The organism is Bifidobacterium asteroides, from assembly GCF_030758775.1.
Lineage (GTDB): Bacteria > Actinomycetota > Actinomycetes > Actinomycetales > Bifidobacteriaceae > Bombiscardovia > Bombiscardovia kimbladii.
In genome coordinates, this window is record NZ_CP132384.1 from 26,418 (window position 1) to 40,706 (window position 14,289).

General features: G+C 60.0%; 6 protein-coding genes and 2 rRNA genes. 4 read left to right on the forward strand and 4 right to left on the reverse strand.

Features of this window, described 5'->3' with window-relative positions:
- Positions 1-199 precede the first annotated feature (199 nt).
- From RAM15_RS00090 to RAM15_RS00105, 4 genes are all read left to right on the forward strand, one after another.
- A 23S ribosomal RNA gene (locus tag RAM15_RS00090) occupies positions 200-3,269 on the forward strand.
- A gap of 167 nt (positions 3,270-3,436) precedes the next feature.
- Positions 3,437-3,553 (forward strand): 5S ribosomal RNA (rrf, locus tag RAM15_RS00095).
- Positions 3,554-4,075: 522 nt separating this feature from the next.
- Positions 4,076-5,470, forward strand: a complete 1,395-nt coding sequence (gene uhpT / locus RAM15_RS00100; RefSeq protein WP_306221554.1) for a hexose-6-phosphate:phosphate antiporter — start codon at positions 4,076-4,078, stop codon at positions 5,468-5,470.
- Positions 5,467-6,219: a tyrosine-protein phosphatase gene (locus RAM15_RS00105; RefSeq protein WP_306221555.1), complete on the forward strand. Its 753-nt coding sequence runs from the start codon at positions 5,467-5,469 to the stop codon at positions 6,217-6,219. The genes uhpT and RAM15_RS00105 overlap by 4 nt, the downstream gene beginning before the upstream one ends.
- A gap of 412 nt (positions 6,220-6,631) precedes the next feature.
- Here RAM15_RS00105 and RAM15_RS00110 read toward each other — a convergent pair whose 3' ends face one another.
- From RAM15_RS00110 to RAM15_RS00125, 4 genes are all read right to left on the reverse strand, one after another.
- Complete coding sequence (locus RAM15_RS00110; RefSeq protein WP_306221556.1) at positions 6,632-6,799, reverse strand: hypothetical protein; 168 nt, start codon at positions 6,797-6,799, stop codon at positions 6,632-6,634.
- Between the two features lie 125 nt (positions 6,800-6,924).
- A complete protein-coding gene (locus RAM15_RS00115) occupies positions 6,925-7,767 on the reverse strand; it encodes a formate/nitrite transporter family protein (protein WP_306221557.1) in 843 nt (280 codons plus the stop codon).
- 121 nt (positions 7,768-7,888) lie between these two features.
- Positions 7,889-10,726 carry an ABC transporter ATP-binding protein/permease gene (locus tag RAM15_RS00120; RefSeq protein WP_306221558.1) on the reverse strand — a complete coding sequence of 946 codons (2,838 nt, stop codon included), beginning with the start codon at positions 10,724-10,726 and terminating at the stop codon, positions 7,889-7,891.
- A gap of 104 nt (positions 10,727-10,830) precedes the next feature.
- The gene (locus RAM15_RS00125; protein ID WP_306221559.1) at positions 10,831-14,289 is read right to left on the reverse strand and encodes an FtsX-like permease family protein; all 3,459 of its coding nucleotides are present in this window, start codon (positions 14,287-14,289) and stop codon (positions 10,831-10,833) included.

Sequence of the window (14,289 nt, forward strand, 5' to 3'; positions counted from 1 at the left end):
GTCTTGGCGGCGCGCTGGTGGCTTGAGAACTGGATAGTGGACGCGAGCGGATGGCTGGCTTTTCGGGCTGGCTGTCTGCTGTATTGTTTCGTCCGAGCCCATGTTTGGTGGGTTCGGGTCGATCGTTTTGTGATCGTTTAGTGTGATGATTTGTCGTCTGGCAGTTCGCAGTTGTTGTTGTCGTGGCATGGCCTGTGGCCGTGTTGTCGGCAAGGGCGCATGGTGGATGCCTTGGCAGACAGGACCGATGAAGGACGCGTGGGGCCGCGATAGGCCTCGGGGAGCCGCCGACAGGGCTTTGATCCGAGGGTGTCCGAATGGGGTAACCCGCCGGCTGTTATGGGCCGGCACCGCATTCGTGCGGGGGGTACGCAGGGAAGTGAAACATCTCAGTACCTGCAGGAAAGGATATTCCGTGAGTAGTGGCGAGCGAAAGCGGATGATGGCCAAACCGGTGCCGTGTGAGACCCGTCGGGGGTTGCGGCATGGGTGTTGTGGGACTTGGCGTCCGGGCTCCGACGGGCCCGGCGGCAGTGATAAAGCGGCGTGTGAGGCGAACGGGATTGAATTCCCGGCCGTAGAGGGTGATGGCCCCGTAGCCGAAGGCGCGCCGCCTGCCGGTTCTTGTTCCCAAGTAGCGCGGGACTCGTGGAATCCCGTGTGAATCGGCCCCGACCGTGGGGTAAGCCTGAATATTCCTGTCTGACCGATAGCGTACGAGTACCGTGAGGGAAAGGTGAAAAGCACCCCGGGAGGGGAGTGAAAGAGTTTCTGAAACCGTGTGCCTACAATCCGTCGGAGCCTTTCGGGGTGACGGCGTGCCTATCGAAAAATGAGTCTGCGAGTCAGTGGTGCGTGGCGAGGCTAACCCGTGTGGGGCAGCCGTAGCGAAAGCGAGTCCGATAAGGGCGTTCCAGTCGCGTGTCCTGGACCCGAAGCGGGATGATCTAGCCCTGGGCAGGTTGAAGCGCGGGTAAGACCGCGTGGAGGACCGAACGGACCTGGGTTGAAAACCGGGCCGATGACCTGGGGCTAGGGGTGAAAGGCCAATCAAATTCCGTGATAGCTGGTTCTCTCCGAAATGCATTTCGGTGCAGCGTCGCGTGAGTGCCTCCATGGGGTAGAGCTACTGGATGCTTGAGGGCCCGTATCGGGTACCGACAGCAGCCAAACTCCGAATACGTGAGAGGTGTATCGCGGCAGTGAGTCGGCGGGGGATAAGCTCCGTCGTCGAGAGGGAGACAGCCCAGATCGTCGTCTAAGGTCCCTAAGCGCGTGCTAAGTGGGAAAGGATGTGGAGTCGCATAGACAGCCAGGAGGTTGGCTCAGAAGCAGCCATCCTTGAAAGAGTGCGTAACAGCTCACTGGTCTAGTGGTTCCGCGCCGATAATGTAGCGGGGCTCAAGCACGCCACCGAAGACGCGGCAGCGCAGTTTGCTGTGCTGGGTAGGAGAGCGTTCCGCATGGGGCGAAGCGGCGGCGTGAGCCGGCCGTGGACCGTGTGGAAGTGAGAATGCAGACATGAGTAGCGAGAGGCGGGTGAGAATCCCGCCCGCTGGATGACCAAGGGTTCCGGGGCCACGTTCGTCGTCCCCGGGTGAGTCGGGTCCTAAGGCGAGGCCGACAGGCGTAGTCGAATGGATGAAGGAGTCGATATTCTCCTACCGGCGTCAAGCCGTCCAATCCAAGACGCGGAAGCGTGCCCTTACCTGTGTCGGGCGATGGCCTTCGGGCCGTCCGATGGCATGGGACCGGCGTGTGGATGCGTGGCGGGTAGCGCGGGAGTGACACGGAACGGGAGCCGGGCCGCGGTGGTGGTTATCCGTGGTCAAGCATGCGGCGCGTCGGGCAGGCAAATCCGCCCGGCATGAGCGCGAGGTGTGATGATGGGGGGCCTTGTGCCCCGAATCCGGTGTGCCGTTCCGTCGAGAAAAGCTTCGGCGTGAGGAGTGGCGCCGCCCGTACCCTAAACCGACACTGGTGGTCAGGTAGAGTATACCAAAGCGATCGAGCGAATCCTGGTCAAGGAACTCGGCAAATCACTCCCGTGCCTTCGGTATAAGGGAGGCCCCTGCCGGTGAGGCGCCTTGCGCGCGGAGCCGGTGGGGGCGGCACAGACCAGGGGGTAGCGACTGTTTACCAAAAACACAGGTGCATGCGAAGACGTAAGTCGCTGTATATGCACTGACGCCTGCCCGGTGCCGGAAGGTTAAGAGGATCCGTCATCCCTCTTCGGAGGGGGCAGCGGTGAATTCAAGCCCCGGTAAACGGCGGTGGTAACTATAACCATCCTAAGGTAGCGAAATTCCTTGTCGGGTAAGTTCCGACCTGCACGAATGGCGTAACGACTTCCCCACTGTCTCGACCAGGAGCTCGGCGAAATTGCAGTACGAGTAAAGATGCTCGTTAAGCGCAGAAGGACGAAAAGACCCCGGGACCTTTACTATACCTTGGTATTGGCGTTAGGTGCGGACTGTGTAGCATAGGCGGGAGGCTTCGAAGCGGGTGCGCCAGCATCCGTGGAGCCGGAATGTGAAATACCGCTCTGTCCTCATCTGGCCTCTAACCTCGGCCGGTCATCCCGGCCAGGGACAGTGCCTGGCGGGTAGTTTAACTGGGGCGGTTGCCTCCCAAAGAGTAACGGAGGCGCCCAAGGGTTCCCTCAGCCCGGTTGGCAATCGGGTGTTGAGTGCAATCGCACAAGGGAGCTTGACTGCGAGACCGACGGGTCGAGCAGGGACGAAAGTCGGAGATAGTGATCCGGTGCCGGCGTACGGACGCGGCATCGCTCAACGGATAAAAGGTACCCCGGGGATAACAGGCTGATCATCCCCAAGAGTCCATATCGACGGGATGGTTTGGCACCTCGATGTCGGCTCGTCGCATCCTGGGGCTGGAGCAGGTCCCAAGGGTTCGGCCGTTCGCCGATTAAAGCGGCACGCGAGCTGGGTTCAGAACGTCGTGAGACAGTTTGGTCTCTATCCTCTGCGCTCGTTGGAATCTTGAGGAGCCCTGCCCATAGTACGAGAGGACCTGGGTGGACGAACCTCTGGTATGCCGGTTGTCGCGCCAGCGGCATGGCCGGTTGGCTACGTTCGGATGGGATAACCGCTGAAAGCATCTAAGCGGGAAGCCCCCTCCAAGATAAGGATTCCATGAAGCCTTGCGGCTTCTGAAGACCCCATGCAGAACACATGGTCGATAGACCGGACGTGGACACCCCGCAAGGGGCGGAGCCGACCGGCACTAATGGTCGAAGACAACACCACACCCGCCCCCGTGAGGGGCGGCGGCATCAACCCTGCTGCGAAACACATGCCTGCGGCAATATGCACGAACACGCACAGGCGATCAGACAATCGGAACACGCGTCCACCATCCGGTCCCCAAGCCGCCAGGAGACCCCGACCCGGCAGGGTCGGCAGAATTGAAGATTCGCGGCGGTCATGGCCTGGGGGAGACGCCCGGTCCCATTCCGAACCCGGAAGCTAAGACCCAGCACGGCAATGGTACTGCACCCGGAAGAGTGTGGGAGAGTAGCACACCGCCGCCACAACACCTAAAAGTAAAGGCCTCTGATGACATCAGTCACCAGAGGCCTTACTGTATGTCCGGCTATACACTCCACAAAACACTCTTTGTCTGCGCTCCGCGCCTCTATATGTAAGTGCACTTTAGCTTTATCAGCATGTTTCATGGTGTGGTAAGCCCACGAGGCGTATGCAGGTCAGCTTTATCCGATCCGTGCTCGTGTTCTCACGACACAATAGACAATAAAAATACAACTTTCGTGGAGCAACTTACTAATATTCCGGCTCATTCGATATTGAAAAAGCCATTAACAGTGACTTACGCCGTTGATCGGGATTAGTGCAGCAGTCAGCACGTTGCCCAGAAATCTTGAGGTTATGTTCAATTGATGAAGGGCCTGGTGCATTCAATGGAACATATCCACGAACTATATTTTTAATGCACTTTTGATGATGCCCCAAAACCCATGTGTGTCAATACATAAAACGTTGAAGCAAATAAGTAAAATGTCAGCTGTTGTCCACTATATACAGGGAGGTATTAGATGGCTGGCAGGATATTCGATATCCATTTGGACAAACATGTGCCGAAGACGACCATACCGGTAGCTGAACAACGACATCTCTGGTTCCGTGAGTTCATGAAACCATATCTGATGGTAATCATTCTGTACATTACCATGTACCTTGTTCGGAATAATTTTAAAGCAGCGCAGCCTTTGATGAAACAGCAGCTGGGCATTACTACCCAGCAGTTGGGCGTAATCGGTTTTGTTTTCTCTGTTGTCTATGGAATCGGAAAAATCGTTGTGGGATATCTAGTCACCGGCAAAGACAACAAGAAGATTGCATCGATTATGCTTTTCTGCTCGTCTATCGCGGTCATCTGCATTGGTTTCCTGTTCACCCTGAGTCATGTGCCTATGGGGTGGTTGATCGTTCTATGGGCCCTGAACGGGATCTTTCAGTGCGCCGGAGGCCCAAGCTGCGCCACGGTGATTTCTAACTGGACGACGAAGACGACTTATGGCCGATATTTGGGTGTTTGGAACGCTTCACACAATATCGGTGGCGGTTTGGCTGGAGTATTCGCCATCTGGTGTGCCCAAACCTTCTTTGGAGGAAAGGTGGCCGGGATGTTTATTGTCCCGGGAATAGTGGCGCTCCTTGTTGCTATTATGTGCTTTCTGGTCGGCAAGAACCGGCCTGAGGACCTCGGGTGGGAACCCTCGGAGACGATCTTCGATGAGCCTGTCAAGCAGGAAGACGAAGAGTCGCATGACGATACCACTTGGCAGATTTTCCGCCGGTACCTGCTTTCCAACCCTTGGGTTTGGGTGCTTTGCGTCAGCAACGTTTTCGTCTATCTGATCCGCATCGGCATCGACAACTGGGCGCCTTTGCGCGTGACTGAGCAGCTGCATTTCAGCAATCAGGTCGGTGCACGGACCATCTTCTATTTCGAGATGGGTGCTTTGATTGGATGCCTTCTCTGGGGCGTGGTGTCTGACTTCCTGGGTGGCAGGCCCGCCCTTGTATCCACGCTTTGCGCCATCTGCCTGCCGCTCGGAATGGCAGGCTACCAGCTGGGCCGCACCCCTGTGGTCATTTATATTTCGCTGTTCTTTTTGGGTATGTTCATTTTCGGACCCCAGATGCTGATCAATATCTCCATGCTCAATCAAATTCCAAAGCGAGCAAATGTGCTGTCCGGCGGCATGGTCGGTGCATTCGCATATCTGTTCGGTGATTCCACTGCCAAGGTCCTGCTGGCTAAAATCGCAGATTCCTCGTCCGATGGGCTGACCGTGCTGGGGCATGTGCTGCATGGTTGGAACGACACTTTTATTGTGCTGTATATCGCCATTGTCTGTGCAGTTGTGCTTTTGGGCCTAGTGGCCTTGATGGAAGAGAAACGTATTAGAGGAGGTCGTCGATGAACATCACCAATTTCCGGGATCTGGGTGGCATGCGGACCATCCACGGCCGCCGGGTCCGCCAGCACAAGTTCATCCGGTCCGGGCAGCTGGTCGGCCTGGACGAGGAGACCAAGAGGGATTTGGTTAACCGTTACCGGGTGACGGAGGTCGTGGACTTCCGTAGGCCCTTCGAGATACAGGAGAGTCCTGACGACTCAATCGAAGGCATCTCTTTTACCAACATCGATCTGCTGGGTATGATCGGTGCCCGTAATACCAGCTTGGACGACTTCGCCTCAATAGGTTCGGTCGATCGGGTCAATGACCATATGCTGGGCACCTACCACGATATGGTCCTGAATCCAGGCGCTCAGAAAGGTTTTGGGCGCTTCCTGCGCATCGTCGTGGGCAACACACAGGGGGCCACTCTCTTCCACTGCTTTGCCGGCAAGGACAGGACCGGGTTCGCCGCGGCCCTGGTGCTCTGGCTGCTGGAGGTGGACGACGACCAGATATTCGCGGACTATCTGAAGACCAACGAGGAGAGGGTTGCGGCCAACAATCAGCTGCTGGACCAATTCCGCGCCAAGGGCTTCGACCAGGATTCGTTGGATGCACTGGCGGTCGCGCTTTATGTCAAGAAGGAATATCTGATCTACGCCCGCCAGCTCATGATTGATGCCTATGGTGATGTCTTCGCCTATGCACATCAGGCCCTAGGGTTCGGATCAGACCAGGTGGAGGCCCTGCGTCGCAACCTGCTTGAGTAACCGGACAAGACCAAATAGGTGCGGACAGGCGATCGGGCTTGAGTGCCAATTGTAAGGAGGGCATCGTGCATACATAAGTCTGGGACGGTGGTGATTCCGGGCCTCCCGTGTGGCTCTGGTCGGTCAATGTTGATCACCAGACGACCGGGAGGCCCGGGCCATTGTGAAGCGGCCATGAATGCGGGCGCGGGTTTCTTTCACACAGACGGATTGCCGCGTAGACTGCGATTATATGGTCAGCAAAACGGTATGGAAGCAGCTGGATCAGTCTTGGCTGACCATATCAACGCTGCAGGTGTCTGGATGATCTAGGAGGATTTTGGACCCAACTTAAAAGAGATATCCATGTCCTGGAGCGGCTGCAGTTGTCTCCCTGCCCGGTCTGTTTACGCCCTTTCTTATGTCGCTGGGGTCAGAAGATGCCGTTGCCGTTACGGGACTGTACGTCTTCCAGGTTGTGCTGGATGTAGTCGTTTCGCATGAACCTGTCGAGGTTGCTGGTATCTCCCCGGCTGAAGACCTGGTCGTAGAACTCATACACCAGGGACTTGCTGGCTGCCGTCTCAGTCTCGCCCATCATGAACCTCCGCTTTCTGCCTGTATATAAATATTCGAGTTTCTTCATGAGTAGGTGTCTTTGCGCAGGCTCGTAAGCACGTATGCGGTTTCTGATGAGCGGGGGACGGCAACAGGCGGGAAGGTTAGTCAGGCCTTGAACCGGCGCTCATCGTTCATGGTGGCGAAGTTCAGGCCGATCAGGATGCCCCCGCCTATGTAGTTGCCCAGCATGGCCACTAGGACCACCAGGATCGCCTTCCAGGCGTTGACCCGCCCGAAGACGCCCAGGATGAGGAAGAGGGCCGAATCGGCTATCGAGTGCTCGAACCCGCAGAAGGCGAAGACGAAGACGGCCACGACCATGATGATGCACTTGGTGAAGTCGTTGGAAAGCTTGCCGTTGTAAACCATGAGCATGGCGATGTTGATGCAGAAGTTGCACAGGATGCCGCGCACGAACAGGTCAGCGAAGCCCATGGGACCGCCGGAGACGTAGCCGGTCTTAGTTGCCGCGGCCGTCAGCATCTGGTCCAGGGTGGGGCCGCTGACGATGGATGAGAAGCGCAGGATGACGGCCACGATCAGGGCTCCGGCCAGATTGCCCAGAAGGCAGAGGACCAGGATCCGCAGGGAGGCCAGCCAGCCCAGGCGCTTGTGATAGGCGCCTATGGTGACCACCATCATGTTGGAGGTCAGCAGTTCGGAGTTGGTGTAGTAGATCAGGACCAGGGCCCAGCCGAAGGTGGTCGCCGCCAGGACCCGGCCTGCCAGGATCAGGCCGTGGTCTGCGGGGTTCTGGCCGGCCTGGCCCATGATGACGAAGTAGGCCGTGAAGAAGATACCCACAAAGAGGCCGGCCATGGTGGCTCGTTGCATGTACTTGCCGGTCAGGGCGCCGCTCATGGTCTTCTTGCTCTCGACCACGTCCAGGACGGTGCTGATGAAGGCCCGCCCGGGGAAGAGGGGCTGCCGTTTCTGTTGATCTGTCATCTGATTGGATTGCTCATTCACGGGGTTCATTATGGCATTCCCGAGTAAAGAGGGACCGCCCCCAAGGCCCGACTGTGCGGGAATTCACTTCTTTGCCAGTGTCACCCAGTGTCGCTCAGCCTCACTCGGTGCGCAGGGCGGTGGCGGGATCCTGCTTGGCCGCCTTCCGTGAGGGGATCAGGCCGCCGATCAGGGTCAGGACCACGCTCAGGATGACCAGGGCCACGCCGCCCGATGCAGGCAGGGCCGCGTTCACCTCGGTGGTCCCCATGAAGTGGTGCATGATGCTGTTGGCCGGAATGATCAGCAGCAGGGTGATGCCCACTCCCAGCAGACCTGCCAGAAGTCCGATGAGGCCGGTCTCGGCGTTGAAGACGTTGGAGACGTTCCGCTTGGAGGCGCCCATGGCGCGCAGGATGCCGATCTCCTTGGTCCGCTCCAGAACCGATATGTAGGTGATGATGCCGATCATGATGGAGGAGACCACCAGCGAGACCCCGACGAAGGCTATCAGCACGTAGGTGATGACGTTGATGATGGTGGTGACTGAATTCATCATCAGGCCCACGTAGTCGGTATAGACGATCCTGTTCTTCTCCGCGGCCTTGTCGTTGTAGTGCTTGATGGAGTCGCCCACGGAATTCTTGTTCTCGAAGCTGTCCGTGTAGATGCTGATGCGGGAGGGGGCGTCCCGGGAGATCAGGCCGAAGTCGCTCAGGTTGTCGGCGTAGGTGCCGGTGGAGACATACTGGTTGTAGATGGCGACCAGGGCGTCCTGCGGGGCGGTGGCGATGTACTGGTCGAAGGCCTGGGCCGTCTGCTGTTCGGCAGAGGCCCCCGTGGGGATCCCCGCAGAACCTTGGGCTCTCGCAGCGGCTCCGGCCCGGCTCTGACCCAGACCTTGGGCATCCTGGCCGGCCATGGCTGCCGAGCCCTTCATGATCTCCTGGGCCATGCTGGCCTTCTGGCTGACGCCCAGGGAAGCGATGTAGGCCTTGGCGTCGTTGGCCTTGGCGGCATCGTCGGCAGGGGCGAAGGCCATCCCGTTGAGGACGCTGTGGCCCTGGTCGGCCTCCTGGTCGGTGACGATGGGGCTGGTCTTGGCCTGGTCAATCAGGTAGTCGGTCAGCTGGCGGGTATACCCGACGCCGACCTTGAGTGGCGTGGCCTTGGCCCCCTGGTTGGGGCGGACGATGCCGACGATGTGCAGCTGCAGGCCCTGGTCGGCGGCCTTGGTCATCTGGTCGGTGTTGTCGCCGATGTAGTGGTAGTGGCCGTCGGTCCCCTTGGCATACTGGTCAGCAGCGGGCACCAGGGAGAGTTTCTGGTCCATGGCCTTGGCGTATTCGATGGGCTTGGTGTCTACCTTGACCTCCTGGCCGCTGTTGAGCTTGTTCATCATGTCGGTGTACTGGCTGGAGGGGAGGATGCCCAGCTTGTAGAGGCTGGTGACGGGCATCTGGTTGTTCTTGTCCAGCACCAGGACCACCTGGTCCTTGGCCTTGGGCCAGGTGCCGTTCACCACCTGGTAGTTGTCGGTCACCACCTTGCTGATGGTGGTCTTGGCATCGGCCCCCGGCATGATCTCGCCGAAGATCTCCGGGGCCTTGTTCTTCTCGGTCTTGCCGGTCAGGTAGGACATCTGCATGGACTGGATATCGCCCATGTCGCTGTCGGTGTTGGCTGTGGCCATCTGGCTGGCGGTGGAGCTGGCATCGTCCTGCCCGCCCATGGTCACCTTATCCGCAGAGACCAGCTTGCCGTCCGGATCGTGCCCGAAGACCGAGAACTTGGTGGCGTAGGAGTATTGGATGCCCACGGACCCTACGTACTGGTGGATTTCACTCTTGGGATTGTCCAAGTATTTTTTGAAGTCTGTCAGGTTGTTCTGGGTGATGCTGCTGGTCAGGCTGGAGGCCCCCTTGACGCTGGAGTCGTCCGGCTGAATGGCCTTGAGATCCTTGTGGGCCTTGGCCTCTTTCTGGGTTTCCTGGGCAGAGTCCACTATTTTGTTCAGGTCGAAGGACTGCTGCTGAATGGTGATGGGGTAGGAGGTCATGGTCTCCCGCTGTATTCTGTCGATGTAGCGGTTGACCCCGGTGGACACCGACAGGATCAGGGCGATGCCGATGATGCCGATGGACCCAGCGAAGGATGTCAGGGCTGTCCGGGCTTTCTTGGTCCGAAGATTGTTGAAGCTCAGCGACAGGGAGGTCAGCAGCCCCATGGAGGCCTTGCCGAAGGTGCGGTGGCGGGCCCGGCGGATGGGCACCTGGTCGTCGGGCAGGGGGTCGGAGTCGCTGATGACCGAGCCGTCGTGCAGCTCCACGATCCTGGTGGCGTACTGGTGGGCCAGCTCGGGGTTGTGGGTGACCATGACCACCAGCCGGTCCTGGGCCACCTCCTTGAGCAGGTCCATGATCTGGATGGAGGTCTCGGAGTCCAGGGCTCCGGTGGGCTCGTCAGCCAGGAGGATGCGGGGGTTGTTGACCAGAGCCCTGGCGATGGCCACCCGCTGCATCTGCCCGCCCGAGAGCTGGTTGGGCCGCTTGTTCACGTGCTGGACCAGCCCCACCTGCTCCAGGGCTTGCCTGGCCCGTTCGCGCCGCTCCTGCCGGTGCACGCCCGAGATGGTCAGAGCCAGCTCCACGTTGGACAGGATGCTCTGGTGGGGGATCAGGTTGTAGCTCTGGAAGACGAAGCCCACGGTGTGGTTGCGGTAGGAGTCCCAGTCCCTGTCCTTGTACTTTTTGGTGGAGGTGCCGTTGATGATCAGGTCGCCCTGGTCATAGCGGTCCAGCCCGCCGATGATGTTGAGCAGGGTGGTCTTGCCGGAGCCGGAGGGGCCCAGGATGGCCACGAACTCGTTGTCGCGCAGGTTGACGCTGACATCGTTCAAGGCCTGCTGGACGAAGTCCCCCGTTTTGTACTGTTTAGAGATGTGTTCGATCTGCAGCACCGTCGTCCTCCGCTTTCTGGATTCTCAATGGCTTTAATGGCATGGACTCATGGACTCTTGGAGTGCCAGCTTACGCCATCAGCATGGGTAAATGCCGATATGGCCTAGTCCACCGACTTGAGGGCCTCCAGCATATCCACATGCTTGAGCTTGTTGTTGACCATCCAGCCCAGTCCGGCCGTGATGACCGTAATCATGACCAAAGGCACAACGAAGGCCACCCAGCTGATGGAGGGGTCAAAGAGGACGTTGTCCGGTGGAACGGTGGTGATGATGTAGCGGTGCAGCCAGGCTCCGAACCCGTACCCGGCCAGGACGCCGATAGCTGAAAGAAGGATGGTTTCCCGGTAGATGTACATGGTCACCTCGCGGTCGTAGAAGCCCAGCACCTTGATGGTGCTCAGCTCGCGGATCCGCTCCTCCACGTTCAGGTTGGTCAGATTGTAGAGGATGACCAGGGCCAGCAGGGTGGCCACGATGATCAGCACCTGCATGATCATGTTCAGGGACCTGACCACGGTGTCGATCTGGCTCATCAGGGTCGTGTTCTGCACCACCCCCTGGATCCCGTCGATCCGCATGAAGGAGGCGGCCTGCCTTCTGGTGTTCTCCGCGCTGGAGTCCTTGAAGGTGACCAGATGGGCGTTGGGCGAGAAGTCCTGGTGGAAGACGGTCCTGTAGGCCGATGGGCTCATGAAGACGAAGTGCCCCAGATACATCTCGCAGATGCCGTCCACCCGCATGGCCCTGTCCCTGCCGCCTGAATCCTGCAGGGTGATCCTGTCGCCGACCTTGGTCCCTGTCAGCTGGGCGATCCTTTCGGAGAGGATCACGCCGTCGCCCTTGAGACTCAGGGGCTTGTGCCCGGACCGGGTGTCCATGCGGATGAAGTCGTCCAGATGTTCGGCGCTGGCCGGCGCGATCATGGTGATGGACTGCTTGTCGGCGTTGTGGCCGGCTGTCTTGCTCATCTCCTCGTAGCGCACGTTCAGGGAGCGGCTCACATCGGGCTTTTCCAGCCGTTTTTTGATGGATTGCCGCTGGTCGGATGTGGCCTGGCTGTTCTCGGCGGCGATCAGGTCGTAGCGGATCACCTGGCCGAACTGGTGCTCGTTGATGGCGGAGATGGACCCCTGCACGCCGAAACCGGCCATCAGGAGGGCCACCGAACCGCAGACCCCGAAGATGGTCATCAGCATCCGTTGCTTGTAGCGGAAGATGTTCCGGGCGGTGACCTTGTGGGTGAAGCTGAGCCGGTTCCAGATCAGGGGTATGCGCTCCAGGAAGATCTTCGAACCGGCGCTGGGCGGCTTGGGCAGGAGGAGGGCCGACGGCTTCTCGCGCAGCTCCCGCCAGGCGCTCAGGAAGGCGGGGACCACGGCGCTCAGGAAGGCCAGCAGGCAGGCCAGAAGGGTGATGGGCAGGTGGAAGCCGTAGTGGATGGGCGGCATGTCGAAGGCGTGGACATAGGCCTGGTAGACGATCCAGGGCAGCAGGGTGTGGCCGGCGATGATGCCCAGGAGGGCGCCCAGGGCCGAAGCCGCTCCGCCGTAGACCAGGAACTTGGCCATGACATCCCGGTCCCTGTAGCCCAGGGCCTTGAGCGTTCCGGCGTTGATCCGCTCCTCGTCCACAAAGCGCGTCATGGTCGTGAAGGTGACCAGGGCAGCCACCAGGTACATGAAGTAGGGGAAGACCTTGGCCAGCGAGTCCACGATGAATGAGACGGAGGCGTAAACCTTGTAGCCCTCCGAACCGGGCGCCTCACGACGAGAGTCCAGGGCGTAGACCGGCTTTTCCAGCCGGCTCAGCTGGTCAGCCGCCTTGTTCAGCTTCTTCTGGGAGTCGTCGATCCTCTTCTGGGCGTCCGGGCTCTCCCTCTTGAACTTGTCCAGTTTGGTCCGGTATTCCGCGGTTTTCTGATCCAGGGTGGCCTGGGCCTGGTCGATCCGCCCCTGGGCTGAGGCACGGCTGCCGGCCAGCTGCTGCCGGGCCTGGGCCAGCTTGGCCCTGCCCTGGGCCAGCTGTGCTGAGCCTTGGTCGAGTTGGGCCTTGCCCTGGGCCAGTTGGCGCTCGCCTTCTTCCACTTTGGCTCTTGCCTGGGTCAGTTCCTGCCGCTTTGCGTCCAGGGTCTGCTGGTTGGCCGCAATCTGGGCCATGCCGGGGGTGTACTGGTTGGTCATGAAGGCATCTCGGCCCGCCTTGGCCTTGGCTGCCAGGGCATCGATCTGCGGCGACTGCCGGTTGAGCTCGGCCAGTTGGGCCTGGAGCCCGGTCTTTCGGCGGTTGAGCTCCTCCTGCTGCTGGGGGGTCAGCCCGGGGGCGGCCAGCTGGGCGTCGATGGCCTGAATGAGGCCGGTGACCTGTGCGATGCCCTGTCTGCATTGCTTCTGCGCTGCCTGGGCCTGGGCTACAGCTTGGTCGGCCTGGGCCTTGCCGCCCTCCAGCTGCTGGCGGGAACCATCAAGCTTGGCCTGTCCCTGGTCGATGGCCTGCTGACCCTGATCGGCCTGCTGCCTGCCCTGGGCCACCTGGTTGGCGGAGGACTGGTACTGCTTCTGCTTTCGGGCCAGCTCAGCCGAGCTCAGATCCACCTCCTGCTGTCCCTGGTCGATGGCCGCCTGGGCCTGCACCGTCTTGGCGGCCAGTTGGTTCTTGGCGGACTGGATGCCCTGGGCGCCCTGGTCCAGATCCCTCCTGGCCTGGTCCAGCTGCTGCCGGTTCCCTTCCAGTTCCGCTCTGGACCGGTCCACCTGGGCCTGCCCCTGGTCCAGCTTCTGCTTCAGGGGGGCCTTGATGGCGTTCAGCCTCGCTGTGGGGCGGCCTGAAAGGATCCTGTTCAGATCGTCCTTGTGGGTCTGCAGGGCCTGGATGTACCGGTCGGAATAGTGGTCCCTGGTCCGGTCCAGGTCCTTGAAGGTCAGGCGGGCGATCATGTACTCGTCCGAGTCGAAGGCCCCGGGCGTGGTCACGGCGTAGGAGTCCAGGGATCCGGATCCGGCTGTGGAGGGGCCCATGTTGACCTTGCTCAGGATCTCGGTCGACCTGACCGTGCCCACCACGCGCAGCTTGTGGTGCCTCAAGACCTTCCTGCCCAGCTGGTCGGCCTTCTCATCCACCTGGATGCTGCTGCCGATGGGGTGGCTCCCGGCCAGGGCCGTGTCGACCGCTATCTGGTCGGGTCTGGTCGGCATGATTCCGTCGACCAGCTCATAGGTGGAGATCCTGTCGGGGGCGGAGTAGATGCGCAGGCTCTTGTCGGTGCCCTTGAGCACCACATCCTTCAGATATCCGTATTCGATGCCGGAGTTGCCGGGGGCGGTGTCGATGGCATCCTGATCCTCCTGGTCCAGCCCGTAGCTGCTGATGACCATCAGATCGGCCAGATGGTGGTCGGACAGGTAGGCGTTGCCGGCCTGCCGCATGTCCGGCCCGGTCACGCTCAGCCCGACCAGGGCGAAGGAACCCAGCGCCACCAGGCAGACGATGGAGATGAACCGTCCCAGGGACTTGCGCAGGGAGACCCGGATGTCGTGCCAGAGCACCCTCCTGACAGGCTGCAT

Excerpts from the sequence above, each read along its gene's own strand:
- uhpT (WP_306221554.1), top strand. The coding sequence starts at position 4,076 with ATGGCTGGCAGGATATTCGATATCCATTTGGACAAACATGTGCCGAAG.
- RAM15_RS00105 (WP_306221555.1), top strand. The coding sequence starts at position 5,467 with ATGAACATCACCAATTTCCGGGATCTGGGTGGCATGCGGACCATCCAC.
- RAM15_RS00110 (WP_306221556.1), bottom strand. The coding sequence starts at position 6,799 with ATGATGGGCGAGACTGAGACGGCAGCCAGCAAGTCCCTGGTGTATGAG.
- RAM15_RS00115 (WP_306221557.1), bottom strand. The coding sequence starts at position 7,767 with ATGACAGATCAACAGAAACGGCAGCCCCTCTTCCCCGGGCGGGCCTTC.
- RAM15_RS00125 (WP_306221559.1), bottom strand. The coding sequence starts at position 14,289 with ATGCAGCCTGTCAGGAGGGTGCTCTGGCACGACATCCGGGTCTCCCTG.